Origin of the sequence: Paraliobacillus salinarum (assembly GCF_014083865.1) — a bacterium.
GTDB lineage: Bacteria > Bacillota > Bacilli > Bacillales > Amphibacillaceae > Paraliobacillus > Paraliobacillus salinarum.
Window position 1 is genome coordinate 1 of record NZ_JACEFA010000020.1, and the last position, 26,888, is coordinate 26,888.

Annotated in this window: 25 protein-coding genes, 14 tRNA genes, 2 rRNA genes and 2 pseudogenes; 39 read left to right on the forward strand and 4 right to left on the reverse strand. The window is 35.2% G+C overall.

Translation table 11 applies throughout. The features are described from left to right. The 22 genes from HP569_RS13370 to HP569_RS13475 form a co-directional block, all read left to right on the forward strand. Positions 1-123 (forward strand): 23S ribosomal RNA (locus tag HP569_RS13370); the annotation flags it as partial. Positions 124-263: 140 nt separating this feature from the next. Beyond that, positions 264-379 (forward strand): 5S ribosomal RNA (gene rrf, locus HP569_RS13375). Between the two features lie 10 nt (positions 380-389). Next, a tRNA-Asn gene (locus HP569_RS13380) sits at positions 390-464 on the forward strand. 4 nt (positions 465-468) lie between these two features. Then, positions 469-561: transfer RNA gene (locus HP569_RS13385), tRNA-Ser, on the forward strand. 21 nt (positions 562-582) lie between these two features. After that, a tRNA-Glu gene (locus tag HP569_RS13390) sits at positions 583-657 on the forward strand. 3 nt (positions 658-660) lie between these two features. Next, a tRNA-Val gene (locus tag HP569_RS13395) sits at positions 661-736 on the forward strand. Positions 737-783: 47 nt separating this feature from the next. Then, positions 784-860: transfer RNA gene (locus tag HP569_RS13400), tRNA-Met, on the forward strand. 5 nt (positions 861-865) lie between these two features. Beyond that, positions 866-942, forward strand: a tRNA-Asp gene (locus HP569_RS13405). A gap of 30 nt (positions 943-972) precedes the next feature. Further along, positions 973-1,048 (forward strand) — tRNA-Phe (locus HP569_RS13410). A gap of 11 nt (positions 1,049-1,059) precedes the next feature. After that, positions 1,060-1,145 (forward strand) — tRNA-Tyr (locus tag HP569_RS13415). A 33-nt stretch (positions 1,146-1,178) separates the two neighbouring features. After that, positions 1,179-1,249, forward strand: a tRNA-Trp gene (locus tag HP569_RS13420). A gap of 14 nt (positions 1,250-1,263) precedes the next feature. Next, a tRNA-His gene (locus HP569_RS13425) sits at positions 1,264-1,339 on the forward strand. Between the two features lie 3 nt (positions 1,340-1,342). Continuing rightward, positions 1,343-1,417 (forward strand) — tRNA-Gln (locus HP569_RS13430). A gap of 6 nt (positions 1,418-1,423) precedes the next feature. Further along, positions 1,424-1,498 (forward strand) — tRNA-Gly (locus HP569_RS13435). An 11-nt stretch (positions 1,499-1,509) separates the two neighbouring features. Beyond that, positions 1,510-1,583: transfer RNA gene (locus HP569_RS13440), tRNA-Cys, on the forward strand. A gap of 9 nt (positions 1,584-1,592) precedes the next feature. Next, a tRNA-Leu gene (locus HP569_RS13445) sits at positions 1,593-1,674 on the forward strand. Between the two features lie 431 nt (positions 1,675-2,105). Then, complete coding sequence (hmpA, locus tag HP569_RS13450) at positions 2,106-3,323, forward strand: NO-inducible flavohemoprotein (RefSeq protein ID WP_182201676.1); 1,218 nt, start codon at positions 2,106-2,108, stop codon at positions 3,321-3,323. A 379-nt stretch (positions 3,324-3,702) separates the two neighbouring features. Beyond that, a complete protein-coding gene (locus tag HP569_RS13455; protein WP_182201677.1) occupies positions 3,703-5,625 on the forward strand; it encodes a BglG family transcription antiterminator in 1,923 nt (640 codons plus the stop codon). Positions 5,626-5,803: 178 nt separating this feature from the next. Beyond that, positions 5,804-6,118: a PTS lactose/cellobiose transporter subunit IIA gene (locus tag HP569_RS13460; RefSeq protein ID WP_182201678.1), complete on the forward strand. Its 315-nt coding sequence runs from the start codon at positions 5,804-5,806 to the stop codon at positions 6,116-6,118. An 85-nt stretch (positions 6,119-6,203) separates the two neighbouring features. Continuing rightward, a complete protein-coding gene (locus tag HP569_RS13465; RefSeq protein WP_281366464.1) occupies positions 6,204-6,491 on the forward strand; it encodes a PTS sugar transporter subunit IIB in 288 nt (95 codons plus the stop codon). Between the two features lie 16 nt (positions 6,492-6,507). Then, complete coding sequence (locus HP569_RS13470; RefSeq protein ID WP_182201680.1) at positions 6,508-7,851, forward strand: PTS sugar transporter subunit IIC; 1,344 nt, start codon at positions 6,508-6,510, stop codon at positions 7,849-7,851. 242 nt (positions 7,852-8,093) lie between these two features. Next, on the forward strand, positions 8,094-9,560 hold the full coding sequence (locus tag HP569_RS13475) for a glycoside hydrolase family 1 protein (RefSeq protein WP_182201681.1): 1,467 nt from the start codon (positions 8,094-8,096) through the stop codon (positions 9,558-9,560). Between the two features lie 265 nt (positions 9,561-9,825). On the opposite strand, the gene HP569_RS13480 is transcribed toward HP569_RS13475, so the two are convergent. Both HP569_RS13480 and HP569_RS13485 read right to left on the reverse strand, forming a co-directional pair. After that, positions 9,826-11,481 carry an ABC1 kinase family protein gene (locus HP569_RS13480; protein ID WP_182201682.1) on the reverse strand — a complete coding sequence of 552 codons (1,656 nt, stop codon included), beginning with the start codon at positions 11,479-11,481 and terminating at the stop codon, positions 9,826-9,828. Between the two features lie 59 nt (positions 11,482-11,540). Continuing rightward, a complete protein-coding gene (locus tag HP569_RS13485; RefSeq protein ID WP_182201683.1) occupies positions 11,541-11,843 on the reverse strand; it encodes a phasin family protein in 303 nt (100 codons plus the stop codon). A 281-nt stretch (positions 11,844-12,124) separates the two neighbouring features. On the opposite strand from HP569_RS13485, the gene HP569_RS13490 reads away from it, so the two are divergent. From HP569_RS13490 to HP569_RS13520, 8 genes and pseudogenes are all read left to right on the forward strand, one after another. After that, the gene (locus HP569_RS13490; protein ID WP_246367267.1) at positions 12,125-12,856 is read left to right on the forward strand and encodes an SIMPL domain-containing protein; all 732 of its coding nucleotides are present in this window, start codon (positions 12,125-12,127) and stop codon (positions 12,854-12,856) included. A 145-nt stretch (positions 12,857-13,001) separates the two neighbouring features. Next, entirely contained in the window at positions 13,002-13,460 is a 459-nt protein-coding gene (locus tag HP569_RS13495; protein WP_182201685.1) for an ASCH domain-containing protein, read from the forward strand. A gap of 263 nt (positions 13,461-13,723) precedes the next feature. Further along, on the forward strand, positions 13,724-13,897 hold the full coding sequence (locus tag HP569_RS13500) for a hypothetical protein (RefSeq protein ID WP_182201686.1): 174 nt from the start codon (positions 13,724-13,726) through the stop codon (positions 13,895-13,897). Between the two features lie 133 nt (positions 13,898-14,030). After that, complete coding sequence (locus HP569_RS13505) at positions 14,031-14,288, forward strand: hypothetical protein (protein WP_246367242.1); 258 nt, start codon at positions 14,031-14,033, stop codon at positions 14,286-14,288. A gap of 15 nt (positions 14,289-14,303) precedes the next feature. Continuing rightward, positions 14,304-14,489, forward strand: a complete 186-nt coding sequence (locus tag HP569_RS13510; RefSeq protein WP_182201687.1) for a hypothetical protein — start codon at positions 14,304-14,306, stop codon at positions 14,487-14,489. A gap of 52 nt (positions 14,490-14,541) precedes the next feature. Further along, positions 14,542-14,673 (forward strand): annotated as a pseudogene (locus HP569_RS14380) (DUF6366 family protein); the annotation flags it as partial. An 84-nt stretch (positions 14,674-14,757) separates the two neighbouring features. Further along, entirely contained in the window at positions 14,758-15,018 is a 261-nt protein-coding gene (locus HP569_RS13515) for a YesK family protein (protein ID WP_246367257.1), read from the forward strand. A 35-nt stretch (positions 15,019-15,053) separates the two neighbouring features. After that, a pseudogene (locus HP569_RS13520) lies at positions 15,054-15,455 on the forward strand (aminoglycoside 6-adenylyltransferase); the annotation flags it as partial. A gap of 47 nt (positions 15,456-15,502) precedes the next feature. On the opposite strand, the gene HP569_RS13525 reads toward HP569_RS13520, so the two are convergent. Further along, a complete protein-coding gene (locus tag HP569_RS13525) occupies positions 15,503-16,768 on the reverse strand; it encodes a sensor histidine kinase (RefSeq protein ID WP_182201689.1) in 1,266 nt (421 codons plus the stop codon). A 199-nt stretch (positions 16,769-16,967) separates the two neighbouring features. Between HP569_RS13525 and HP569_RS13530 the strand changes: the two genes are divergently transcribed. The 6 genes from HP569_RS13530 (at position 16,968) to HP569_RS13555 (ending at position 22,662) form a co-directional block, all read left to right on the forward strand. Continuing rightward, complete coding sequence (locus HP569_RS13530) at positions 16,968-18,227, forward strand: Gfo/Idh/MocA family protein (protein ID WP_182201690.1); 1,260 nt, start codon at positions 16,968-16,970, stop codon at positions 18,225-18,227. Positions 18,228-18,494: 267 nt separating this feature from the next. Next, positions 18,495-19,433: a ring-cleaving dioxygenase gene (locus HP569_RS13535; RefSeq protein ID WP_182201707.1), complete on the forward strand. Its 939-nt coding sequence runs from the start codon at positions 18,495-18,497 to the stop codon at positions 19,431-19,433. An 11-nt stretch (positions 19,434-19,444) separates the two neighbouring features. Continuing rightward, the gene (locus HP569_RS13540; protein WP_182201691.1) at positions 19,445-20,050 is read left to right on the forward strand and encodes an alpha/beta hydrolase; all 606 of its coding nucleotides are present in this window, start codon (positions 19,445-19,447) and stop codon (positions 20,048-20,050) included. Positions 20,051-20,395: 345 nt separating this feature from the next. Next, complete coding sequence (locus HP569_RS13545) at positions 20,396-20,740, forward strand: DUF4181 domain-containing protein (protein WP_182201692.1); 345 nt, start codon at positions 20,396-20,398, stop codon at positions 20,738-20,740. Positions 20,741-20,973: 233 nt separating this feature from the next. Further along, on the forward strand, positions 20,974-21,603 hold the full coding sequence (locus tag HP569_RS13550; RefSeq protein ID WP_182201693.1) for a hypothetical protein: 630 nt from the start codon (positions 20,974-20,976) through the stop codon (positions 21,601-21,603). Positions 21,604-21,651: 48 nt separating this feature from the next. Continuing rightward, entirely contained in the window at positions 21,652-22,662 is a 1,011-nt protein-coding gene (locus HP569_RS13555; protein WP_220464475.1) for a TolB family protein, read from the forward strand. Between the two features lie 124 nt (positions 22,663-22,786). On the opposite strand, the gene HP569_RS13560 is transcribed toward HP569_RS13555, so the two are convergent. Beyond that, complete coding sequence (locus HP569_RS13560; RefSeq protein ID WP_182201695.1) at positions 22,787-23,044, reverse strand: YuzF family protein; 258 nt, start codon at positions 23,042-23,044, stop codon at positions 22,787-22,789. Positions 23,045-23,275: 231 nt separating this feature from the next. Here HP569_RS13560 and HP569_RS13565 point away from each other — a divergent pair, with 231 nt between their 5' ends. Genes HP569_RS13565 through HP569_RS13575 form a run of 3 tightly spaced genes read left to right on the forward strand, consistent with a single transcriptional unit; the run spans position 23,276 to position 26,888 of the window. Further along, positions 23,276-24,463, forward strand: a complete 1,188-nt coding sequence (locus HP569_RS13565) for a hypothetical protein (RefSeq protein ID WP_182201696.1) — start codon at positions 23,276-23,278, stop codon at positions 24,461-24,463. A 16-nt stretch (positions 24,464-24,479) separates the two neighbouring features. After that, on the forward strand, positions 24,480-25,709 hold the full coding sequence (locus HP569_RS13570; protein WP_182201697.1) for a Zn-dependent hydrolase: 1,230 nt from the start codon (positions 24,480-24,482) through the stop codon (positions 25,707-25,709). 3 nt (positions 25,710-25,712) lie between these two features. Further along, entirely contained in the window at positions 25,713-26,888 is a 1,176-nt protein-coding gene (locus tag HP569_RS13575; protein ID WP_182201698.1) for an amidohydrolase, read from the forward strand.

A 26,888-nucleotide genomic window follows, 5' to 3' on the forward strand; every position in this document is an offset into this window, starting at 1 on the left:
CAAGATGAGACTTCCCATCTTTTAGAGTAAGATCCCTCAGAGACGATGAGGTAGATAGGTTCGAGGTGGAAGCGTGGTGACACGTGCAGCTGACGAATACTAATCGATCGAGGACTTAACTATATTTAAAAATATGAATACTTGTCTGTCTTATCTAGTTTTGAAGGTATAAATTTCATTTTACCTCTTGCTTTTTATGAAAAAACAGGTATAATATTCTTTGTCATTAAAATATTATATAGCACTTGGATAAAAGCAAAAGATCTGGTGACAATAGCGAAGAGGTCACACCTGTTCCCATGCCGAACACAGTAGTTAAGCTCTTCAGCGCCGATGGTAGTTGGGGCCTTGCCCCTGCAAGAGTAGGACGTCGCCAGGCATGTATCCATTCCACAGTAGCTCAGTGGTAGAGCAATCGGCTGTTAACCGATCGGTCGTAGGTTCGAATCCTACCTGTGGAGCCATAATGGAGAGCTGTCCGAGTTGGCCGAAGGAGCACGATTGGAAATCGTGTAAACCGCTACCGCGGTTTCGAGGGTTCGAATCCCTCGCTCTCCGCCACTTTTACATACATTTTGTATAGGCCCGTTGGTCAAGCGGTTAAGACACCGCCCTTTCACGGCGGTAACACGGGTTCGAATCCCGTACGGGTCACCATTTGGAGGATTAGCTCAGCTGGGAGAGCACCTGCCTTACAAGCAGGGGGTCGCAGGTTCGAGCCCTGCATCCTCCACCATGAAGTAAATTGAATAACCTTTAGTAGAATACAACATTCTACACTATCGCGGGGTGGAGCAGTCTGGTAGCTCGTCGGGCTCATAACCCGAAGGTCGTAGGTTCAAATCCTGCCCCCGCAACCAAATATGGTCCGGTAGTTCAGTTGGTTAGAATGCCTGCCTGTCACGCAGGAGGTCGCGGGTTCGAGTCCCGTCCGGACCGCCACTTTTTTAAATAGTATACATATCCTTTGATGGCTCGGTAGCTCAGTCGGTAGAGCAACGGACTGAAAATCCGTGTGTCGGCGGTTCGATTCCGTCCCGAGCCACCACTTTTTTATATGGAGGGATAGCGAAGTTGGCCAAACGCGGCGGACTGTAAATCCGCTCCCATCGGGTTCGTAGGTTCGAGTCCTACTCCCTCCACCATTTTATTTCTAATAATAATTTAATAACACATATAGGGGTATAGTTTAACGGTAGAACAGAGGTCTCCAAAACCTCCGGTGTGGGTTCGATTCCTACTACCCCTGCTTTTCTAATTATGGCGGTCGTGGCGAAGTGGTTAACGCACCGGATTGTGGTTCCGGCATACGTGGGTTCGATCCCCACCGGTCGCCCCATATTGGGCTATAGCCAAGCGGTAAGGCAACGGTTTTTGGTACCGTCATGCGCTGGTTCGAATCCAGCTAGCCCAGCCATTTTAAGCGAAAGTAGTTCAGTGGTAGAACACCACCTTGCCAAGGTGGGGGTCGCGGGTTCGAATCCCGTCTTTCGCTCCATTTTTTATTATGGCGGTATAGCCAAGTGGTAAGGCAGAGGTCTGCAAAACCTTTATCACCGGTTCAAATCCGGTTACCGCCTCCATATTATTATGCCGGTGTGGCGGAATTGGCAGACGCGCACGACTCAAAATCGTGTTCCTTCTGGAGTGTCGGTTCGACCCCGACCACCGGTATTTTCAATACTTATCGAATAAACTTAAAACAATCATACTACGTTAGAATGTTGATATATCAATGTTCTAACGTTTTTTTGTTTTTTGAGTGTATGATAGAAAACGATAGATTTTTAGCTCCGTTTTACACATTTTTAGCACTATACTAAATGTAATAATGAAATTTGTTCTATCAATGTTCTAATAAAGGAAAACATACAAACCAATCCCTCAATATATAAAATGAGAACAAAGCACACTCAATTTTTATGCCCAGTATATTCAAAAATCAATTATTCCAAAATAATCTGTGGAAATTTGATTTCATATATAATCATCGTGAAACTTAACACAATTGTCATACATTCCTTCAAAAAGCTATTGCAGCACTTTCTAAACTTTTTATACAATTAAAGATGTAATCAAATACATCTTTAGGAGTGTGTTACATAATGGCAACAACTACATCACCACTTGATCAACATACAATTGATTTGGTCAAAGCTACTGTACCAGTATTAGAAGAGCATGGTACTGCGATTACATCTCGATTTTACGAACTACTATTTATTAATCACCCAGAATTAAAGAATATATTTAATCAAACAAACCAGAGAAAAGGTGATCAGCCTCAAGCATTAGCTAACGCTGTATATGCAGCTGCAGCAAATATTGATCAATTGGAGAATTTAATACCTGTTGTTAAACAAATTGGTCATAAGCACCGTAGTTTAAATATTAAACCAGAACATTACCCTATTGTAGGTAAAAATCTGCTTCAAGCGATGAAAGATGTGTTAAAAGAAGCAGCAACAGAAGAAATTATTAATGCTTGGGCAAAAGCCTATGGTGTTATTGCAGATGTGTTTATTTCTATTGAAAAAGGAATGTATGAAGAAACTGATAATCAAGTAGGAGGCTGGGTTGGTTACCGTTCTTTTAATGTGATTCAAAAAGTAAAGGAAAGTGATGTGATTACTTCTTTTTACTTAAAACCAACCGATGGCGGACAAATACCTGATTATGAGCCAGGTCAATTTATAACAGTAAAGGTGGATAATCCGTCCATACCATACACATGCCAACGTCAATATAGCTTATCCTGTAAGCCGAACAGTGATTATTTCCGTATTAGCGTTAAAAGGGAAGATGGTTTAAATGATAACCCGAATGGAGTTGTTTCTACTTATTTACATGAATCTGTTAATGAAGGAGATGCAATTGAAATAAGTGCTCCTGCAGGTGACTTTGTTCTTAATAAAGAGCAGAAACCGCTTGTATTGCTAAGTGGAGGTGTTGGACTTACACCACTAACAAGTATGTTACACACCGCTGCCCATCAACAGCCAGAACGTGAAGTGTACTACATCCATGCTGCTCAAAATGGCGACATGCACGCATTAAAAGATGAAGTAAAACAAGTAGTCGATACGAAAGATAATGTGCACGCATATACCGTTTATGAAAAAGGAGAAACAACGGATTGCGATAGAATAGGACTAGTAGATTTACCTTGGTTACAGTCTATTTTGCCGACCAATAATGCTTCATTCTATTTCTGTGGTCCTGCACCATTTATGAAAGCAATGAATAAAGCACTTCGAGATTGGGATGTAAAAGAAGAAGATATTCATTTTGAATTTTTCGGTCCTCAAGGTGACTTAGCATAAATAGTAAGAGCTATTTCCTTTAACAAAACATATCCTATACAGTAGAGTGTTTTAAAAATCTACGTATAGGATATGTTTGTTTCATAATTTTTCTTTTTATGGTTATATACTAATCGTGTAGTATCCTCTGATTTACTAAGCTTCAAAGCATTTAATAAAAAAATTTAATAAAAAAATGCATGTGAAAATTCCTAATTAATATCAAAAACTTTGTTATTTTTCACAAATTAAGTCTATCTATTAATTTAAATGATTTATTCAGATGTTCTCTAATAATATTATATATAATTATTTTCCTCTAGTAGCGGAAAATAATTAAAACAATTTAGTTGAAAATTGTCTTATAATAGAATGTATCATGTATGTGGAGGGGTTAGCGGTGAATATAAGACAAGAGCATATGTTGAAATTTTTAATTGGAGAACAGCAACCTGTAACTGGCGAACAATTAGCTATTTCTATTCAGGTAACCTCTCGAACGATACGAAATGATATAAAAGAAATTGAGAGACTACTTGTAGATAAAGATGCAGGAGCCGTTATCTGTTCAATCAGGGGACAAGGTTACCAATTGAATATCTTGGATGATGAAAAATTTAGAACTTTCATCCAAACAATGTTAGAAAAAGAAGAGTTAATTCCTTCAGAGCCTGGTGATCGAGTACATTACTTAGTAAAAAGGTTTTTGTTAAGTTGTCATTTTTTAAAGGTAGAAAATTTAGCAGATGAATTATTTGTTAGTCGCTCAACACTCCAAAGTGATCTGAAGGAGGTAAAGGATATTTTAACTCACTATCAACTAGAATTAGCTAAACGACCTAATTACGGACTAAGAGTAGTGGGTGAGGAAAAACATATTCGTTACGCAATAGCAGAGTTTTTATTTAGAAAATCACCAAATTTTAGGAGTGACTTATATTTCACAGAATGTCTATTACCAGTTAGACAAATGGAATTGATCCAACAAATTGTACTTAGACAATTAAAGATAGAGGAGTTCAATTTATCAGATGTATCTTTAAATAATTTAGTTGTCCATATCGCAATAGTTTGTCGTCGTATAAATAGTGAGCAGTATATTCAGATAGTTAATCAAGATGAGATAGATATTCGGGTGCAAAAAGAATACCATGTAGCCAAAAAAATACTTGCTAAGATAGAGGAAGTATTGGGTTTAACATTTCCAACTGTAGAAATTACCTATGTGGCAATGCATTTGTTAGGTACAAAATTATTTATAAATACTACTACGAAAAATATTAAAACTAATTTTGACAAAGATATCTTTTTAACAGCAGAGAAAATGGTAAATCGAGTGGAAGAAACTATGCAACTTGGGATCATTAATGATCAGGAATTAATAGTTGCTATTGCTATGCACCTTAAACCTGCCATCTATCGTTATAAAAACAATATGAATGTGAATAACCCAATGCTTGAATCAATAAAAGTAAATTATCCCTTGGCATTCGAAGCAGGAGTTATTGCTAGTTATGCAATAGAAGAAAATTTTAATTTAGCAGTGGATGAAAACGAAATTGGATATATAGCACTTCATTTTGGTGCAGCCATGGAACGGGTGAAGTTACAAGCAAGAGCAAAAAGATGTTTGATTGTTTGTACGACCGGCTTAGGGAGTTCACAACTGTTATTGTATAAATTAAGAGCAAAGTATGGTAGTCAATTAAAAATTATTGGTACGACTCAATTACACAGCTTACCACAATACAATAAAGATGAGATAGATTTTATTATCAGTACAGTGCCTCTAAATGATTTAATTGATATTCCACATGTTGTGATTGATACTTTACTAGATGACAGTGAATTGAAAAAAATAGATAAAAAAATTTTCACTGCAAAAAAATCTGTTGTTGACTATTATTTAGAGAAGGATTTAATATACTTGAATCTAGATTTGAGTACACCTGATGAAGTTATCACGTTTTTAGGCAATGAAGTGATCGAAAAGGAATATGCTGAGAAGGATATTATTAATTCTGTTCTAGAACGTGAGAAAGCTGCTTCCACCAGTTATGGTAATTTAGTGGCTGTTCCGCACCCGCTTGAATCTATGTCAGATAGAACGTTTTGGACCTTAGCCATTTTAAAGCGTCCTATTGATTGGGGCGGTAATCAGGTTCAATTTGTTTGTTTACTACATGTCTCTGATAAGAATAAAGAGGATCTGGAACCCATGTATAATTATTTATTTCAATTAGTGGATGATAAAAGGATGATCCAATCAATTTTAACTGCAACAGATACCTGGAGTGTATTGAATATGTTGAAGAGAATGTGATGTTTTTCAGTCACATTCTCTTTTTAGATTTAGTGTGTCATTTCGTAGTGCTTAATCTACTCGCTCTTAACTTTTTTTTTCACAACTAAAGGAAAAACAATGTATTTAGATAATAGCATTATCCTTGTAGAATGTAATCAAGATAGAAAGATAATATTAGTGAAAGGTGGTGGAACTGTTGGAAAACGAGGAAATTATAATGGGGATAATCATGCATGGTGGTAATGCAAGAAGTGCAGCAATGCGTGCTATGGCTGCAGCTAAAAAAGCAAATTTCGATGAAGCAGAAGAGCTATTGGACATTTCGAAAAAGGAATTAGGAGAAGCTCACAAGGTTCAGACAAATCTTATTCAAGGAGAAGCTAGAGGTGAAAAAACAGAGGTTTCATTATTAATGGTTCATGCTCAAGATCACTTAATGAATGCGATGACGGTCAGGGATTTAGCGGAAGAAATTATTGATATGAAAAAAATAATCAATTCTTTGTTATAAAAGTAGATAAACTAATTTAAACCTATATATTTATAAATTATTACTTGACTCTAAATAAAAATAAAGGGTGATTACTATGAAAATTATGCTGATATGTGCAAACGGAATGTCTACAGGACTATTGGTAAAAAAAATTGAAAAGTGGGCGATGAATAACCAACCTGATTTAGAGGTGAAAGCTTACGGAATTAACAGTTACCAAGAAAATTACGAAAATTATGATTGCATATTAATTGGACCACAAATCTCATATAAGCTAGAAGAAATAAAAGGTGTTATAGGAAGCAAACCAATTACTGTTATTGAGTCTGTAGATTATGCACTTGGCAATGTAGACAATATCATGAAACAAGTTGACACTATAATTAAATAGTTAGGGTGTGTATATAATGGAAAAGGAAAATGTTTTCTTTAATAAGCTACAAAAATGGTTAACCCCAGTAGGAGATTTTTTAGCAAATCAAAAGCATTTTGCATCAATTTCAGCAGGTTTAATGTCAATAGTAGGATTGACTATTATAGGCGCTATATTTCAAATTATCGCCAATCCACCAATTACACCTGAGTTAATAGCAGAAGGGGGGATTTTTGCAACGATTTTAACGCCATGGTATAACTTTTCTATGGCATATAAGGAAATTTTACTTGTCCCCTATAATATGACTATGAACTTATTTTCAGTAATTACTTCTTTCACAATTGCTTATCAATTAGGTAAAAGATATAATATCTCCTCATTATCAAGTGGGATCGTATCATTAGTTATTTTCTTAATTGTGGCCGCACCTATGAAATCTGTAACTTTAGCTGATGAGTCGATTATTAAAGTACTCAACACGGAATATTTAGGCGGAACAGGCTTATTTACTGCTATTTTGGTAGCGCTTGTAACTGTTGAAATTACAAGGTTTTGTCGTGATAAGAATATTGTAATAAGAATGCCAGACGTTGTTCCTTCTTTTTTAAGTGATTCTTTTTCGGCTATTATTCCGTTATTAATCAACGTAGTAATCTTCTATGGTGCAAGCCTTACTCTTAATGCCACTATGGGGATATTATTACCGGGTGCATTAATGAATTTACTAGCAGCTCCTTTAGGTGCAATTAATAGTATCCCAGGAATGTTATTCTTAATATTGATAGCAACATTACTTTGGATAATAGGTATTCATGGGGCAATGGTAATTATGCCTATTCAGGTACCTCTTTTAATACAAGCTATTACAGAAAACGGCGCATTAGTAGCTGCAGGTCAAGATCCAATTTTTCATCCAGTGTTTATTATGGGTGCGATTTCTTTGGCTGGTGGGACTGGTAACACTTTAGCATTTACTATAATGAGTATCAGGAGTAAATCAAAACAATTAAAAGCCATTGGTAAGGCGGGTATCATCCCGGGTATATTTGGTGTAAATGAGCCAGTTTTATTTGGATCACCAATAGTATTCAATCCAATATTAGCTATACCTTTTGTTTTAGGGACAATAGTCGTAGCTCTACTTCTATGGTTAGGATTTACAATAGGTTTAATTACACCAGGATATATTTTAATTTTATCACTTTTACCAATTGGATTTGGTTCGTTTTTATCTTCAATGAATATAATGAATTTAATCTATGCGTGGTTAATGGTTCCAGTGACTGCTGTTGTATGGTATCCGTTCTTTAAGGTCTATGAAAGACAATTAGTAGAAAAAGAAAGAATTCAGGAAGAAAATACAACTGCAAATTAAGGTAACACATTATATAAAATCAACTTGTAACATAAACAAATAATTTCATTTTAAACAAGATATTTCCCTATTGTATTAAGTGACTCAATCCTAAGAAAGTATTGATAAAACTAGATAACAGAACTATTTGAATCTAATAAATTCAGTTTTTGAAAATGATTTCTTATTATTAAAGAGAGCGTGCTTAGCAATAGGGAGATTTTTATTTCTATCAAAAATTTCACTAAAAAAGAGGGGATAATATGCAGGATATGAATTTAACCTTCCCTGAGGGGTTTCTTTGGGGAGGAGCTACAGCTGCAAACCAGATAGAAGGTGCATACAACGAGGATGGTAAGGGTCTATCGACTGCTGATATGGTTTGTTATCAATCTAAAGAAGAAAGAGGAGATCGACCTGTCACATATGAAGTAACAGGTGCACAAATTGAAGAAATATTAAATAAAAAAAATAGTGGTGTATTTCCAAAGCGTTTTGGAATTGACTTTTACCATCGATATAAAGAAGATATTGCTTTGTTTGCTGAGATGGGTTTTAAGGTTTTTCGTTTATCGATCGCTTGGTCAAGAATTTTCCCGAATGGAGATGAAAAAGAGCCAAATGAAGCAGGATTGGCCTTTTATGATAAAGTATTTAATGAGTTAGAAAAATACAACATTCTACCGCTTGTAACGCTTTCCCATTATGAAATGCCTCTAAATTTATCTTTGAAATATGGAGGCTGGGAAAATAGAAAAGTAATAGATATGTTTGTTCATTATGCAGAAACGGTTTTTAAACGATATAAAGATAAAGTTAAATATTGGATTACTTTTAATGAAATTAATGCAGCCTTAACCTCGCCATACACAGGTGCAGGGATTCTTGCTGATCGTGTGGATAATGTTCAACAATCATCATTTCAAGCACTACATCATCAATTTGTTGCAAGTGCATTAACTGTAAAATCCATCCGCAAAATAATTCCGGATGCTAAAATTGGTTGTATGTTATCAGCTGTAACTATATATCCAGAAACATGTAATCCAAAAGATTCATTAGATTCTCTAAAGAAGGAACAAAAAAGTAATCATTTCTATACAGATGTACAAGTTCGTGGGTATTACCCAAATTATATGAAACGGTTCTTTTTAGAAAATAATATTGAAATTAAAAAGGAACCTAAAGATGATTCTATTTTGAAAGAGTATACAATGGATTTCATTTCGTTAAGTTATTACATGTCTCTTGTAACTAGTACTAAGAACGATGCCAAAAAAGTATCTGGTAATCTCTTTGGTGGTGTGAAGAATCCATATTTGGAGCAGTCAGAATGGGGATGGCAAATTGATCCAATTGCCCTACGCATTATATTGAATCGATTGTATGATCGTTATCAGGTTCCTTTATTTATAGTTGAGAATGGACTTGGTGCTTACGACAAGATAGAGGAAGACGGTAGTATACATGATCCATATAGGATTGATTATTTACGTAAACACATCGAACAGATGAAAGAAGCAATCAAGGATGGTGTTGAATTAATTGGTTACACATCATGGGGGCCAATTGATTTAATTAGTGCTTCAACTTCTGAGATGAGCAAAAGATATGGTTTCATCTATGTTGATCAGGATAACTATGGAAATGGTTCGTTAGAGCGTTATCGCAAAGAAAGTTTCCATTGGTACAAAAAAGTTATTGAATCAAATGGTGAAGATTTGACATGACAATCCTTATACTTAGAAAGCTAAAATCTTAAAAAAGTTTTACAGATACCAGGACCAAACCACCAGTTCATACTGGTGGTATTAAATTTATATTTAATTTTAATAAAACACATGAAACAATGGATAATGAAGATCTTGTCACCGATTAAACTTTCTTTTTATCGATTTATTAATGGGTATTAAACCTGAATGTGATGTTAAACGAACTTACTTTTGACAAATCAAGTTTTAAGTAATAATACATGTTCTATGTCGAAAAATTACATCAAAAACGTCCTGATTTAAATATCGAATACATCATCCAAGCAAACATTAATACTGCAATGACAAAGCCAATTTCAATGGCGGGTATGTTCCATAGTACAGAGGTTTGCCTGCCGAGTGCAGAGCCGATGATTAAACCAACCATAATTAAACTAAAAGAAAGCAGAACAATACTAAAAGAAATACGATTGCTGACACGATCTAGCTTTGTAAAAAAAGAGTCTGCAGCTGGTATAGATATTTCGATCGGTAGCTTTCTTTTTTTCATAATAGAAGATAATTCTTGGACTAGTTCTGGCATATCATGGAGAATATCGCCATAATCATCTAATTGATCAAAGATATTTTCTGCGATATTTTTTGGATGATATCGATCATGAATAAGCTCTCTTCCCAACGGTTCTGCTACTTCCATTACACTTAAGTTCGGGTGAAGCGGTTCAATTACTCCTTCAATTGTTAACAATGCTTTACCTACTAAAGTTAAGTCAGTTGGAATATGGATGTCATGTTCATGTGCAATTGAGAATAGATCGGTCACAGATTCACCTAAGCTCACTTCACTTAATGGAACATCATAATATTTAATCATGAACTGCTCGATGTCACCTCTTAGTTCATGTTCGTTAACGTCCTCTGGTACAACGCCCATCTTTCTAATCGCTTTAATAATCGACTCTGGCTTCTGTCTTACCATCGCAATCATTAGGGAAGCAAAATGTGTTTGCATGTCAGATGATAACCTTCCAACCATCCCAAAATCTAATAATGCGAGCTTTTCTCCAGGCAAGGCGAGCAGGTTTCCCATGTGTGGGTCTGCATGGAAAAATCCCTCCTTAAAAATTTGATAAAGAATTGCACGACTAAATCGCTCTGCAAGGACTTCTTTATCGTAGCCTCGCTCATCTAGCTCCTGTATATCATTTAGTTTTACTCCCTCAATGAGCTCCATCGTCAACACTTTTTTAGAGGTATAATCCCAGTATATTTTCGGTACAATTAGATGCTTGTTCTCTTTGAACTGCTTAGCCATGATATCCGCATTTCTTCCCTCATTCACAAAATCTAACTCATTTAAGATGGCCTTTTCAAATTCTTCTACTATATTTTTTAATTGAAATTTCTTTAATCTATTTACGCGATGTGTTGCTTGATCAGCTAATTCATGTAAAATCTCTAAGTCAGTAAGGATTTGCTTCTTGATATTAGGACGTTGAATCTTCACTGCAACTTTTTCACCGCTATGTAAAACTGCTTCATGCACTTGTCCAATCGATGCAACTCCTATTGGTTCAGGGTTAAACGATTGAAACAATTCTTCAACAGATGCCCCTAACTCTTTTTCTACCATAGCTTCTACTTCCGAATATGGAAATGGTGAAAGTTGATCTTGAAGAAGTTCTAATTCTCTAATTACATCTTTCGGAATGACATCAGGCCGCATGCTAGCCATTTGTCCCATTTTAATAAACGTAGGCCCGAGCTCTTCTGAAATTAATCGAAGTCGTTCACCTAATGTTTTTTGGCTCTTTTCTTGTTCTTTATTTATCATTACTCTTTTTGGCAATGAAAAAAGTTGGTCTAGTCCTAATTCTTTGACTATATATCCAAATCCGTTCCTTGAAAAAGCTACTGCAATTTCACGATATCTTTGCATATGCCTCATTTTCGTTTTAAAAATGATAATCCCCCTTTTCAGCAGCATATTATAATTTTTTAGCTATCACGTTTCATTTGGTTTTCTAAATAGTCTAGACGCTGTTCAATTGCTCTTAAGTCCTCTTTTGTCACAACATCTAATTCTTCAAGCGTCTTTTTTAATTTTTGCTGAATCTTTTGATCCATTTGGCTTTGACTTTCTTCGCCTTTTTTTCTGATTTGATTGAAAAGGTCATCAGATTCTTCCTTGGTTAGCTCTCCTTTTTTCATCAACTCATCTATCATTTTTTCTGTATGCTCTTTACTTGCTGATGCAAGACCTAATCCTAATGTGATTCCTTTTTTAAACGTATCTTTCATTTTTCTCAAACCTCCTAATAGTTTTTGTATTAATAAATAGATAGTTATTTGGTTTGCTAGTTTCTTCTACCCCGAAAGAATAGAGTAGAAACTATTCGATAACATTTATAGGCAATTTTTTGTTCCGTATAAAGGTCTGTGAAAATGAATAAAGCAAATTTCATAACAGTGATATTCATTACATTAAAAATTGGGCACGTGTTGCATCATGCGCGAATATGCTAATTTGACTGATGTTCCGATGTAGACCAAAACGTTTCAAGAAAGGGTGTTCAGCATTGATGCAACCAATGTATGGTTCTAATCAGGCGAATCAACTTTATACCTATCCGTATGTTTATCCAAATCGTTCATTTAAAACACCTAAACGCAATCAAGATTATACAGTAAGCGTAGTTGGGAAAAGCGAGGTTTCTGCGAGGCCTGATCAAGCGCGTGTATCTTTTGGCGTGGTAACCGAAGATAAGCAAGTACAAACCGCCCAACAACAAAATGCAATCATTGCTAATCAAGTTATTGACGCACTTGCAGAGATTGGTATTGCAAATGATCAAATCGAGACTGCAGCATATACGATCCAGCCGATGTATGATTACCCAGATAATCAAAAAGTGTTTCGTGGGTATCAAGTCAGCCATCTGTTTACAGTAGTGGTAAATGATCTGACGAAAGTGGGCGAGGTTCTAGATGTCGCGACACAGAATGGGGTTAATGTGATCAATGAAGTGGAATACGAACTGGCTAATCCATCAGTAATCTATCAAAAAGCACTCCAAGACGCGACCTTAAATGCACGAGAAAAAGCGGAGAATATGGCGCACTCTCTAGGTTTATCAATCAATCGCATTCCATTACGACTCACTGAGGAAAACGTCCAACTCCAACGTCCGCGTTATACGGCTGAAGTGCTGAGTGCAACGTCAGATGCTGTAACCACACCTGTGCAAGAAGGCGACGTGAAGGTAACTGCGACTGTAAAAGCGGTGTTTGAATATGAGCGGTTTGAAGGATAGATAGAATGAAAGATATTGGAGCCCATTTCTATGTGGTAGAATGAAAGGTATAACAGAAGAGTATAAACCAATTTTTTTATTTTGATGCTAACTTTTATATGCTCATTCATCATAGAAAATTAAATGGAAAGTAGGTTAATATAATATGAAAAATGATTCTATTGTTCAAATGTGGAAGGAATACAAAAAAATAAACGCAGAAGCTCCAACAAATTATGATGCATGGGCATTTGGTGATTCAAAAGAAATGGCTGATGAGCTTGCAGAATTAGTGTTGGAAGGAACGAAAACAGCAACAGCTTCAAACTATATTTTATATGAATTGGACAATGAAGAATTACCATATGTAGGTCTTATTAATGTGATTCTGGATGGGGAGGGGAATGCCGTTGCAATAGTAGAGACTACCTCAGTAGAAGTCGTTCCCTTCGATGAAGTTACAGCAGAACATGCCTATTTAGAGGGTGAGGGGGATCGTACATTAAGTTACTGGCGTGACGTTCACGAAACCTTTTTCAAAAAAGAGCTTGAAACGATAAACCAAGATTTTAATTACAACATTCTGGTGGTTTGTGAAAGGTTTAAAATGGTTTATAGAAAATAAAGTTCAAATTTAGTTAATCGAAAGATATCCTAGTTCCATTTGGAGCTAGGATATTTATAATACTTCTCTTCTTTAAATGAACTCGAGAAATTTTTTTGTCTTTTTTATGGAATTTTTTTCATTATCACGTTATTATGTAACAAAATAGCACTTTATATGAATTATATGGAAGTTGAGTTAGACAATAATTATTTAATCGGTATACACCAAATATTGTTATATATTTCTTGAAGAAATGGCAATGCGAAGGGGGCTTCATTTTGATGCAAAGGATATTAGATTTAGGGTGGAAAAAACTATTGATCTATTTTGTTATTACTATAGTTTCACTTGTCATAATTGGTTTTACTATTCTATTTGGTACGTTACTTTTAATGGATAAATTCGATGACCGACATCAAAATTCTGAACAAGAAGTAATACAATATAATAAGTGAAGATAAAGAAATTGATTTTCCTACTTCTCTCAAATTGCCATGCTTTGTAACAGTTTTATTCTTACGTCTTAAATCGTATAGAGACTTCATATGTTGGAAACATGAGCTTTGATTTAAAAAGGAGGCTACAATTTTGAGCAAGAAGAATATCTTTGGAACATTATCGATAGTAACAGTTTTGATAAATGTCATTTATTTCTTTGTCACGAGAGGACCTAATGTAAATTTGAACATGGCTATAAATGTTCTTGCCACATTTTCTGTACTTGGAATTATTTTTGCTATACTTTCTAAAAAAATGTGGTTTATCATAATAGGAATTCTACTGAATGGTACAGTATTGGTATTTGTTTACTTTCTTTTACTTGCAGTAGGGATTAGCGAATCATAGAAAGGGTGAGAATTTTTGAAAATAAGAAACTTAGATAGAGCGTTATTTACCGGTTTGTTTGTAGGAATAATCATATTTATTAAAGAATTCTTTTTTCCAGATACCACCACTTTTATGTCAATACTTATAAGTGCATTAGCAGCTTTAATCGGCTATTTTATTGGGGGTAAATTACTTTCAAGAAGTGATAAATATGACTAAAAATAATGAATCACCAGAACAAAGAAGAGAAAGAATGTGACAAAAGGAATTAAAGAACGCTTCTAGTAGTATTAACGGAAGTAATCTCTCTGGTTTAGTAGGTGGTCTGGAGAGGAAGGGTACTGGAATACTTATTATTGTTTTGCTATTAGCTTGTATCATATATAGCATTTTCTTTAGTTAACGTTAACCATTTTAGAGAGGTGAGAAACGTTTAGCGTGTCAATATGCGTGCTAAGAAAAGGAGGCGAATAAAATTAATGCATTTATGCTAGAAGGATGGACACCGATATTACTTATGGGGATTATTGCTGCTGTTATAATCTTTTTTATATCACGTAAAGTTTCAAAGAAAGTTCTCTTTTTTATTGCAGTCATTCTGTCTATAATCTGTTTCGGCATAGTTATTTATAGTATTATTGGCGTTGGAGGCTGGGACGGCATGGGAATAGGATTTGTAACAATTACTGTTTTCATTGGGATATGGATAGGTGCTATAATTGGAGCAATTTTAAAAAAAAGATTATGATACAGGTTAGGGCTAAATTAACAACTCTGTCTCGAATGAAAAATCAACCTTTTCTGTGCAAAAAATTTAATGTGCGGAGGGATATATCAAGAAATAAACAGGAAATGATGGAGTTAATAGTAAACATTACAAAAAAGGATGAGCGAATTCGTGCTGTTTATATGAATGGTTCAAGAACAAATCCCAACGCACCTAAAGATATTTTTCAAGATTACGATATCGTCTATGTTGTGAAAGAAACTGCTTCTTTTATAGAAAACGAAAATTGGATAAATCAATTTGGTGATCTGCTTATTATGCAACAGCCAGATAAAATCGATCAATTTAATAATATCGATATTGATTTTGACCGGTCTTACGGATATTTAATGCTATTTACAGATGGAAATCGTATAGATCTTCACATCGAGACAAAAGAAAATAAGGTCTATCCCTATCGAGTGGTTCTTTCTTCATATAAAAGATCAATATTAGTTTACACCCATTAATCATTTACTTCCTCTAGAACATTAAAGGCAATCACAGTTCCTACATTTTTAACACTTCTAATCTGCAATCCTTTACCAAATTGTTCAACCAATCTTCTGTTTGTGTTTTCTAATCCTACACCAGAGGAATGAATAGATTTTTCTTTCTTAAGTAAGTGAACAGTTTCTTTATCTATTCCAACCCCACTATCTTTAATAACAACGCGTAAATAATTATTTTTCTTAAAAGCTTTCACTTCAATCGTGCCACCACCGGGTTGTCTCATAATTCCGTGCTTTATTGCATTTTCAACAAGTGGTTGGATGGTAAGTGTTGGCATGTTAAATCCATCGACATCATCAACTTCCCACTCAATATTCAATTTGTTGCCGAATCTTACTTTTTCAATGTATAGATAAGATTCTGCGATAGCAATTTCTTCATTAAACGACACTATGCTATGAAAAGAATGCGAATCAAATTTGCTGCGCAGGAAATCACTGAATCGCTCTAATAATTCGCGCATTTTCTCAATATCTGAAAGACTTAAGGACATGATTGAATTTAACGTATTAAAGATAAAATGAGGCTGTATTTGTGCTTGAAGCCATTTCAATTCCATAACAGATTTTAATTCTTGTTTCATTTGATAGAAAATGGCAAGTCCTACGCCAAATGACCAACCAATATGTAGTGGGATATTAGACAGAAATAAATATACTTGGAAAGCATGATCTGTTGAACCAATTATTTGATTTTCTAGTTGACCGCTAAAAGCTAGATACCATCTGTAGGAAAAGGGTGGTACAGTGATTGCATATAATACAGCCAAATACAAATGCACCCAAAATTGAGTTTTTTTCGTTTTATAAAGCATTGCTACGATTATAATCAAAGAAGTTAAAATAATAATCATATCGTGGTATAAATAACGCATAGTAGGGTTAGTCTGATTAATAAATGACATAATTACGGATATTATAGCAATTAATATGAGAAACTTTTTTCTTTTTTTAAAATTGCCAAAACCACGAAATCTAAGTATACCTTCCATCAATAATAATGAACCGAGTAATGTGCAAGCGTTGTTTATAAAAGTAGAAAAGCTTCCATCAAAGAAATATACACAACTAAAACCTACAAACCAAAAAAACGAGGTCCACATCCATTGTAAAAGCCCTTCTACCATAGGGTTAATTCTCCATAAGATAATCATAACTACTAATCCCATGAAATTAAGAATGCCAAAAATTAGTTCAAGTGTCGTTAGATCAAGTGTCATATGGACCTCCGGATTTTCTAGTAATTTATTAATCTATTCTTAATTATATAAATAACTAATTTGTATAACAAGCATGATAGGATATAATTATCATAATACATAGAAAATTTGAAGTTGATAACTGTAGTTTTAAGGAGAGAGAAGCAAATTAAATAATTTTGCTCCTTTTATTTAAAAAACACTTGAAGGAGACGATCGTATGCAACAAAGGACGGCTGTTATAATCGGTGCTGGTGACAGGGGGTTTAGAGCTTATGCACCTTATGCTTTAGACAATCCACATGAATTAAAAATAGTAGCTGTGGCAGAGCCCAACATGGAACGCAGAGACAAATTTAGAAATACGTTTGAATTATCAGAAGAAGATTGTTTTAAATCTTGGGAAGAGATGTATGAGCAAGGACAAATGGCAGATGTTGCAATAATATGTACATTAGATAATCAACATTTCCAGCCAACTAAAAAGGCGTTAGAGCTAGGCTATCACGTATTATTAGAGAAGCCAATGTCACCAGATCCGAAAGAGTGTATTGAGATGGAACGTTTAGCTAACCACTATAATCGACAATTGAGCATTTGTCATGTCTTAAGATATACTGATTTTTGGTCAACGATTAGAAAGGTTGTTCAAGATGGTACGATTGGTGATATTGCTTCCATTCAATTAAATGAAAACGTTGAAATCATGCACATGTCACATAGCTTTGTTAGAGGTAACTGGAATAATAAAGAGAACTCTAGTCCAATGATTTTACAAAAATCTTGTCATGATATGGATATTATTAATTTTGTTATGGGAAAAGAGTGTAAACGTGTAAGCTCTTATGGTTCACTTATGCATTTTAGAAAAGAAAATGCTCCAATAGGTGCACCTAAGCGATGCTTGGATGGTTGTCCAGTAGAGTTAGAGTGCCCATTCCATGCCGGTCGCTATTATCTTGGTGAAGGAAAGGGCTGGGCAAGTAAATTTACAGAAGATACTTCCAACGATGGCATAATCAAAGCGTTACATGAAACGGATTATGGCAAATGTGTGTATCAATCAAATAATGATGTTGTAGATCATCAAGTTGTTAACATGGAATTTGAGGATGGAGCAACCGCCACCTTTAGTATGTGTGGTTTCACACGCGATCAAACTCGTGTCGTACAAATCATGGGTACAAAAGGTGAAATACGTGGCAACATGGAAGAAAACAGTATCTCTATTTTTGACTTTTTAACTAAACATGAAACAGTGATAAAATTGGATCATCCAGTTGGTGGACATGGTGGTGGAGATCAAGGAATAGTACGTACTTTTCTACATGAAATCAAAAACCAAGATGAAATGGAAGGTGTATCTTCTGTCTCTGTATCACTAAAAAGCCATTTAATGGCCTTTGCAGCTGAGGAGTCAAGACTAAATAAAGGCCAATCGATAGATTTAGATGACTATTATGATAGTCTGAAAATGTGATAACATTTAGTAACCGTGACCATAAGGAGAGATAGTTCCCTAACCTTGATCACGGTTATGTAATTAATTGTAAATTTTCGTTTCAATAATTAAAACCCACTTCGAAGAATTTGTTCTTGTCTCCAGTTGTTATGAATTGACAAAACAAGCTGAATTACATACAATTATCTCAAATTCAAGATAATTAAGATCCAGTGATTTTTTTAAAATAATATCTCGGATTCATAATAATAAAGCAATGTGCTTAAACAGTGCTTAAGGAGTGAAATAATGAAGAAAACAAGTGGGATTCACCACATTACTGCTATTGTAGGCCATCCGCAAGAGAATGTAGATTTTTATGCTGGAGTGTTAGGTTTACGATTAGTGAAAAAGACAGTTAACTTTGATGATCCAGAAACGTATCATCTTTATTTTGGTGATGAAGGTGGTAAACCAGGAACGATTATTACATTCTTTCCTTGGGTAGGTGCGCGTCAAGGTGTAATTGGTGATGGACAAGTCGGCGTTACCTCTTATGTCGTGCCAAAAGGGGCATTGACTTTTTGGGAAAGCCGATTAACGAAATTCAATGTAGCATATACGAAAAAGAATCGCTTTGGTGAGGAATACTTAGCGTTTGATGATCCACACGGCCTCCACTTAGAAATCGTTGAAAGAGAAGAAGGTGAAAAGAATACGTGGACGTTTGGTAAAGTAACCCCTGATTATGCAATTAAAGGATTTGGTGGAGCGACACTTTTCTCGAAACAGCCAGAAAAAACGGCGGACTTACTCGAAAATGTTTTAGGGTTGGAGAAAGTAGCAGAAGAAGGGAATCTAGTACGTTATCAATCTTCTAGCGACATTGGGAATGTGGTTGATTTAAAAATAACTTCTTCAGGCAACGGAATGATGGGGGCAGGTACGGTTCACCATATTGCATGGAGAGCGATTGATGATAATGATCAGTTAGAATGGCAAAAGTACGTTTCAGAACATGGCTATGCTGTTACGCCCGTGCAAGATAGAAATTATTTTAATTCGGTTTATTTTAGAGAACATGGTGAGATCTTATTTGAAATTGCAACAGACCCTCCTGGATTCGCACTTGATGAATCACACGAAACAATGGGGGAGCAATTAAAGTTACCTATCCGTTATGAACAATATAGAGAGCAATTAGAAGAAAGATTGATACCGATAAAAGTAAAAGAGCTTGATTAGGGGTGAAAAAGATGAAACACATTTTTAACAAAGGGAAAGATCCAAACAAACCAACATTATTATTGTTACATGGAACGGGTGGAAATGAGTTAGATTTGTTGCCACTTGCTGAAAGAGTAGACGACCAAGCATCTGTATTGAGTGTTCGTGGAAACATTTCTGAAAATGGCATGCCTCGCTTCTTTAAACGGTTAGCAGAAGGAGTCTTTGATGAAAAAGATTTAGTATATCGAACCAAAGAGTTAAGTCAATTCCTTGATAACGCTGCTCAAGAGTATGGTTTTGATAGAAATAACATCATTGCAATTGGCTACTCGAATGGAGCAAATATCGCAGCAAGCTTGTTGTTTCATGATCAGCACGCATTAAAGGGAGCTGTTCTTCATCATCCAATGGTTCCGCGAAGAGGGATAAAGCTTCCAGATTTAACAGGGAAAGATGTATTTATTGCTGCTGGAACGAATGATCCCATTTGTTCATCAGATGAATCAATCGAACTGCAATCACTATTCGAAAATGCGAATGCGAATGTAGAAATACATTGGGAAAATAGTGGGCATCAACTAACATCAACAGAGGTTGCTGCTGCTTGTGAATGGTATCGTGGTTTAAATTAGATAGAAAAAACTGAAGGTTTAATATAAATATTAACGTTAGAGCATTCACCTGAATGTTCTAGCGTTTTATTTATTAGAATTGCTTGATTAATCTATTGTCATAAGAATTGCAACGTGTTATGTTGTTCTTATATTAAATATAAGTAAAAATATGGTTAAACATTCGTGCGCATATAAGGAATAAAAATGATGTTTTGAATTTATTTTTAATCTTAAATACAAAGGGTAATCCGCTACCAAGGTAAAAAATTCAATAAGTTAGTTGCAAAATAGATATTGTCTGCAGTCTTGGTGCACTTCTAGATAAATGAATTTTTAAGGACAAGTGGAGAAGGGAGCGATTTAGTGAGTATAGAAATACCTTTATTACCGATATTTGTTAGTTTATCAAACTTAATTTTATCTATGTTGTTTGTGGGTAAAAATAAAAGAAAAGTATCTGAAACAGCCGGTAAGAGTATTCAGTTATGGGGATTAATTACAATTGGATTAATTGGCATTTCTCTCATCTTTGTCCTTGATATTCAAAATAACAATGTTATGCGGTGGTTTTGGTTAATTTTCATAATCATAGTACTGAGTTTTCAATCATTTTTGGAATGGAAATTTACAAAGGAAACAAACCGGTATATTGTTTCTCTATCTGTTCTAATACTAAGCTTGTTCTACATATTTATCTTTATATTCTAAGTTCATACAAAATTAGCGTTATGAATGAACAAGGGGGGCTGTGTTAAGAGCTTGGAGGGATAACATGAGCAAGCGATTAGAGGCTTTCGTTAATAAGGAGTGCAAAGAGACAGAGGTATAAAGCAAGTTAGTAATGAAAAGGACGGTGATGACGCAATCGATAATGCACAATATTTTCATTCTAAAAAATGACGATGACTCTGGCTATTAGTTCGATGGTATTCACAATTTGCGTGTATTTAGCGAAATTATTTATTGAAGGAGATGCTCACATTGTTTGGCTAGTAGTATCAATGATTATGAGCACAAGTATATTAGTATTGTCTATTTATCCAATAGCTTTTTTTAACCGTAAAAAATGGCTGATTGCACTACTTATTTTTCATATAATTATTTATGCTTTTGGAGCAACGTTTATTGACGGTGGTTTGTATAGCTTTAGTATTGTATTCACCCCTCTAAATCTATTTTGGGGATTTATCATTTTACTCACACTAATTATGATTTATCGAGCAATGACCCATAACTACCTAGCAAATAATCATCCATTACCAATGCACGCTAAAACGCTTCATATACTTAATATGATTTCTGGCTTGTTTGTGATTCCTGTAGGTATATATTTTTTCACATTCTTTTTAGCAATAGCTTATAGTGGGAATGGCTTTTCTGGAATTTTTAAATCACTATTTAGTATATTTTATACATTTTTTCCACTACTTTTGATTCTTTTATGGCTGGTTTTATATATTATACAAATAAAATTAGTTAGAAAAAAGAAAGTTAAAATAGCTTATAGTATTGTTTGTCTACCGGTTTCAGGTATGCTTATTATTCTTGCATTCTTGTTTGGGATTCTCTAAAGGTATGGAGTGATTTTTTTGAAAATACGTGGATTATTATTTATTATAATGACAATTAGTTTAATTACAATTGGTCTTGTCATAATAGGTGTTCTTTTTGATAAAGAAGAAATAGAAAAACAACAAGGATTGACTAGTTACTACGATGTAGCTACGAATGGAACAATTGGCTATGTGTATTATGTAGACGGAAAACCAGGGATATATCTGACCGATCAAGTTAGTTATCCGAAAGAACCAATCGTTCAACTACCCGTAGAAAAGGAAATCACAGATATAAGTTTTTCTCCTAATGGGAAGCGATTAGCCTATATTACTAACGATAAAAACCAACAAGAGTCATTAAAAAGTGAGGTATATGTCATTGATTTGGATACGAAAAATGAGCACGCACACTTCGTATCAGATATGCTAATCACAGAGATTGAATATGATCCGAAAAATCCAGATACGATGTATTATCTTCAAGCGGGAACTTTTGAAAATTACTCACCTATTGCATCAGCCAGACCTCATGACTATGACGTATTTGGTTATCAGTTCTCAAGCCAAGAGACAAAGCGATACACTAACATTAAGGGGTATCAAATAAGTTCTTTAAATGTATCTTCTAAAGATAACTCGGTTTATGTTCAAATGATGGATGATGAAGGGACAGAAACAGCTGAAGAATATTTTTCGACACATCAACGAATTTTTAAAATTCCGCTTGATCAACCGAATGAAAGGTATGCTGTAACGAATAAAGATAAACAAGAAGATATTTACGATTTCACATTAACATCTAACGAACAAACGTTTATTTTTTCCTCTGTTAGTAATCCAGAAGAAGGCGGAACGTTTGAATATGAACTCTTTTCTTATGACAGAGAAAAAGGTGAAAAAAAGCAATTGACGGCGCTTGAAGAATATACTGGTAATCCTGTTTTAGGACCTAATGGCGATACGATTTATTTTATGGTTAACAAACAATTTGCACAAGCAACTGCGGATTATCATCTTTACCAAATGAATCTTGATGGCTCAAATGTTCGAGAAGTAACAACAGTGATGGAATAAAAAGAGTGTAGCGTGGGGGTATTCTATAATCAACATTATTTGTTGTGTGTGAATTAAAACAAACAAAAGGACGAATCTTTACACCAAAAGTGTGATGAGATTCGTCTTTTTGTTTTATCGTTCATTAATTTGAAGTATCCGGCATGATCCAAACAATTTCACAAAGACGTACAAAAAAGGTTGAATCGCGTTCTTGTAAAACGATATGATCTGGCTTTGCATCTCTAACCATACCAGATACACTTCCTCTTGATGTTTCGATTACTGCGTACTTGCCTATTAATGAGCTTGCAGCTGCAAATACAAATGGTTCTACCACCATCACTTGTTTGGGGGCATTCAGTTGATTTGGAGAAATACTTTGTGTATAAGAATAATTCATATTTGTTACCTCCGTTAATTTCTAATTCATCCACGTTAATATATTCAGTGGAAAGGCGAATGGTCACTTTTTTATTACAATTAGAAAATAACTAAATATAACGAACAAACATAATTTTCAGAAAAAACAATTGACTACCAATACTAAATTGTATTATCATGCTATCATGTTTCTGTTTGAATAATCGCTTAATTCAAAAAATAAATACAAAGAAAGATAGAGGGATGCCTTATGTCACAAATGCTAGCTTTAGTCATACTTACACTTATTTTATTTATTGGGGATGCAGTTGCTGTTCGAACAAAAGCATGGATTCCGTCCATATTCGTTTGTGCAGTATTAATGTTGTTAGGATATTGGACTTTCTTCCCAAAAGATATTGTGGCATTAGCTGGTATTCCAACTTCTGTTGCAACCATGTTAATGTATCTATTAATTACTAATATGGGTACATTACTTTCACTAAAAGAGTTAAAAGCACAATGGAAAACAATTGTTATTGCATTATCTGGAATTGTTGGGGTTATTGCCGTATTATTAACAATTGGTGTACTTTTATTTGGATTTGAAACGATGATTATAGCCACTCCGCCTTTAGTCGGTGGACTTGTTTCATCTTTAATCATGTCTGATGCAGCTAGTGCAGCAGGATTATCGTCATTGGCTGTACTTGGAATAGTTATTTATGTAATTCAAGGATTCGCTGGTTATCCAATCACATCTATTATGTTGAAAAAAGAGGGAAAACGTCTGTTAAAACTTTATCAGAGTGGTGATCTTCAAGAAAAACAAGCAGATAAGGTGGAGAAATCAAACGAAGGAGATTTGAAAAAATCAGCGTCTAAGTTACCTGAAAGATATAACACGGATTTCTTTAAATTTTTTAAATTGGCTTTGGTCGCTTACTTAGCATATCTTGTATCAACATTATTAGCACCAGTTGTGGATATTAGTGCATTTGTTATTTGTTTATTATTTGGTGTCATTGCTTCTAGTGTTGGATTTCTAGAAAAACAAGTACTCCAAAAAGCAAATGGATTTGGTTTTGCGATTTTAGCTTTGATGCTTTTCGTGCTTGATGGTTTGAATAATGCAACACCAGGCATGTTACTGGAACTATTATATCCGTTGCTTGGGAGTATTGTGCTTGCGATTATTGGGATGTATATCTTTTCGTTTATCGCGGGCAAGGTATTGAAGGTTAGTAAATATTTGGCCTTTGCAGTTTCATTAACCGCATTATATGGATTTCCAGCAGATTATATTATTACAAACGAAGTAATTAAGTCATTGACTGATGATGAAAAAGAAAAAGAAATGTTAACTAGTCATATGTTACCACCGATGCTTGTAGGAGGCTTTATTACCGTTACGATTGTGTCAGTAATTTTGGCAGGATTATTTGTAGGGTTCTTGTAAAAAAGGAGATGTCAGCATGGAACAACTAAAAGAAAGAATTGAAAAACATATTGAAACGATAGCAACGTATACGTCAACACCTGGAAACGGGACGACGCGTCTTACTTATAGTAAAGAGGATTTGCAAACACGAAATTATATTAAAGAACAAATGAAAGCTATAGGACTTACAGTTAGTGAAGATGGACTCGGTAATATTTTTGGAAAATTAGATGGTAGTATGCCGGATGCACCGAGTGTGATGATTGGCTCTCACTTTGATTCCGTTCCAAACGGTGGTGCATATGATGGCCCAGCAGGTGTGGTTGCTGGACTAGAAGTTGCAAATCTATTTTATCAGCATAACGTAAAACCAAGTTATCCATTGGAAATTGTTGCGTTAGTTGAAGAAGAAGGTTCTCGTTTCGGTGGCGGTTTAATGGGTTCACGTGGAATAACAGGACAATTAAGCGAAGCGGAATTTAGTGATTCAATGGACAAGGACGGTATTTCACCAAAAGAAGCGATGCAAGAGATTGGACTAGATCCTTCACTTCCTAAGGCAAGGGATCCAAAAACGATGAAAGCTTTCTTGGAATTGCACATTGAGCAAGGCCCGATTCTGGAAGAAAAAAATATACCGATCGGTGTGGTTGAGTCAATTGTTGGGCTTACGCAATATGATATTACTGTAAAAGGACAAGCTGGTCATGCAGGTACGACACCAATGGATAGACGTTCTGATGCATTAATTGCAGCTGCGAAAATGATTAGTAAGTTACCAGACCTTGCGATTACGGAAGGGAATGGAACGGTTTTAACAACGGGCAAGTTAAATGTGTACCCGAATGGAGCTAATGTGATTCCAGAGAAAGTGTTCTTTACTGTGGACATTCGTTCTGGTAAAGAAGAAAATATACAACATGTGATTCAACAGTTGAAAGAATATGTTGAAGATTACCAAGGTAATGGGATTGAGGTTGATATAGAAGAAAAATTATATGTTCAACCAAAAGCACTTAGCGAAACGGTGCGAACATTATTAAAAGAACAAAGTGAACATCAAAATATCTCGTATTGTTCCATTAATAGCGGAGCAGGTCATGACGCAATGGTTTTTTCTGATTTTACGGATGTCGGAATGCTATTTATTCCAAGTAAAGCGGGCTTGAGCCATTGTCCTGAGGAATGGTCCGATGCTGCGGATATTGCAAATGCAGTAGAAATTTTATATCAGACAGCTAAGAAATTAACGAAGGCGGAATAATACATGATTAATCAAAAAATAAAACAAATAATTAATGAATCAAATGAAGAACTGATTGCCCTACGACAAAAGCTTCATGCAGAACCCGAGCTTTCTTGGGAGGAAGAAAACACTACACAATTTGTATGTAATTATCTTGATAAGTTAGGAATTACCTATCGTCGAACTGAACCGACTGGTGTAATTGCAGAAATAAAAGGTGGAAATCCTGGTAAAACAGTTGCCCTCAGAGCGGATATGGATGCTTTATCAGTAGAAGAATTAAATACAGATCTTTCTTACGCTTCAAAAGAAGAAGGGAAAATGCATGCTTGTGGTCATGATGCACACACAACAATGTTAATGATTGCAGCAAAAGCATTAAACGAAGTGAAAGAAGAATTAGCAGGGAATGTTCGATTGATTTTTCAACCAGCAGAAGAAGTGGCTCAAGGAGCAAAAGCATTGGTAGAGCAAGGTGCAGTACAAGGTGTCGATAATGTATTTGGTATTCATATTTGGTCCCAGATGGATACAGGAAAAGTGAGCTGTGTGTCAGGTCCTGCATTTGCCTCAGCAGACCTTTTCACTGTTACGTTTAAAGGAAAAGGCGGGCATGGTGCAATACCGCATACTTCAATAGATACAGCTGTCGTTGCGTCGGCTTTTGTCATGAACGTGCAAGCAGTCATTTCGCGAACGATTGATCCACAACTAGCTGGCGTCCTAACGATCGGAAAAATGATGGTCGGTACACGTTTTAACGTAATTGCTGAAAATGCAGTTATCGAAGGGACGATCCGTTGCTTTGATCCAGCCACTCGTGCACATATAGAACAACAGCTTAAGCATTTTGCAGAACAAACAGCTGCTCTTTATGGAGCGACTGCAAAGGTGGATTATACGTATGGTACCAAAACAGTTGTTAATGAAGCAGATAGTGCAGAGCGTGTACAACGCGTTGTCGCACAAGCATTTGGAGAATCTGCGCTCTATGAAGAAAAACCAACGATGGGTGCAGAAGATTTTAGTTTTTATCTCGAGGAAGTACCAGGAAGTTTTGCACTTGTTGGAAGTGGTAACACGAAAAAAGATACGAGGTGGTCACATCATCACGGTCGTTTTAATATTGATGAAGAAGCACTTTCCACAGGGGCGGAACTATATGCACAGTACGCGTGGATCTATTTGAATGAATAA

Bases quoted from the DNA above. Each gene is read 5' to 3' on its own strand.
- HP569_RS13495 (WP_182201685.1), top strand. From the start codon at position 13,002: ATGAAAAATGATTCTATTGTTCAAATGTGGAAGGAATACAAAAAAATA.
- HP569_RS13530 (WP_182201690.1), top strand. From the start codon at position 16,968: ATGCAACAAAGGACGGCTGTTATAATCGGTGCTGGTGACAGGGGGTTT.
- HP569_RS13570 (WP_182201697.1), top strand. From the start codon at position 24,480: ATGGAACAACTAAAAGAAAGAATTGAAAAACATATTGAAACGATAGCA.
- HP569_RS13470 (WP_182201680.1), top strand. From the start codon at position 6,508: ATGGAAAAGGAAAATGTTTTCTTTAATAAGCTACAAAAATGGTTAACC.
- HP569_RS13490 (WP_246367267.1), top strand. From the start codon at position 12,125: ATGCAACCAATGTATGGTTCTAATCAGGCGAATCAACTTTATACCTAT.
- HP569_RS13485 (WP_182201683.1), bottom strand. From the start codon at position 11,843: ATGAAAGATACGTTTAAAAAAGGAATCACATTAGGATTAGGTCTTGCA.
- HP569_RS13575 (WP_182201698.1), top strand. From the start codon at position 25,713: ATGATTAATCAAAAAATAAAACAAATAATTAATGAATCAAATGAAGAA.
- HP569_RS13465 (WP_281366464.1), top strand. From the start codon at position 6,204: ATGCTGATATGTGCAAACGGAATGTCTACAGGACTATTGGTAAAAAAA.
- hmpA (WP_182201676.1), top strand. From the start codon at position 2,106: ATGGCAACAACTACATCACCACTTGATCAACATACAATTGATTTGGTC.
- HP569_RS13480 (WP_182201682.1), bottom strand. From the start codon at position 11,481: ATGCAAAGATATCGTGAAATTGCAGTAGCTTTTTCAAGGAACGGATTT.
- HP569_RS13500 (WP_182201686.1), top strand. From the start codon at position 13,724: ATGCAAAGGATATTAGATTTAGGGTGGAAAAAACTATTGATCTATTTT.
- HP569_RS13555 (WP_220464475.1), top strand. From the start codon at position 21,652: ATGACAATTAGTTTAATTACAATTGGTCTTGTCATAATAGGTGTTCTT.
- HP569_RS13515 (WP_246367257.1), top strand. From the start codon at position 14,758: ATGCTAGAAGGATGGACACCGATATTACTTATGGGGATTATTGCTGCT.
- HP569_RS13475 (WP_182201681.1), top strand. From the start codon at position 8,094: ATGCAGGATATGAATTTAACCTTCCCTGAGGGGTTTCTTTGGGGAGGA.
- HP569_RS13565 (WP_182201696.1), top strand. From the start codon at position 23,276: ATGTCACAAATGCTAGCTTTAGTCATACTTACACTTATTTTATTTATT.
- HP569_RS13560 (WP_182201695.1), bottom strand. From the start codon at position 23,044: ATGAATTATTCTTATACACAAAGTATTTCTCCAAATCAACTGAATGCC.
- HP569_RS13525 (WP_182201689.1), bottom strand. From the start codon at position 16,768: ATGACACTTGATCTAACGACACTTGAACTAATTTTTGGCATTCTTAAT.
- HP569_RS13540 (WP_182201691.1), top strand. From the start codon at position 19,445: ATGAAACACATTTTTAACAAAGGGAAAGATCCAAACAAACCAACATTA.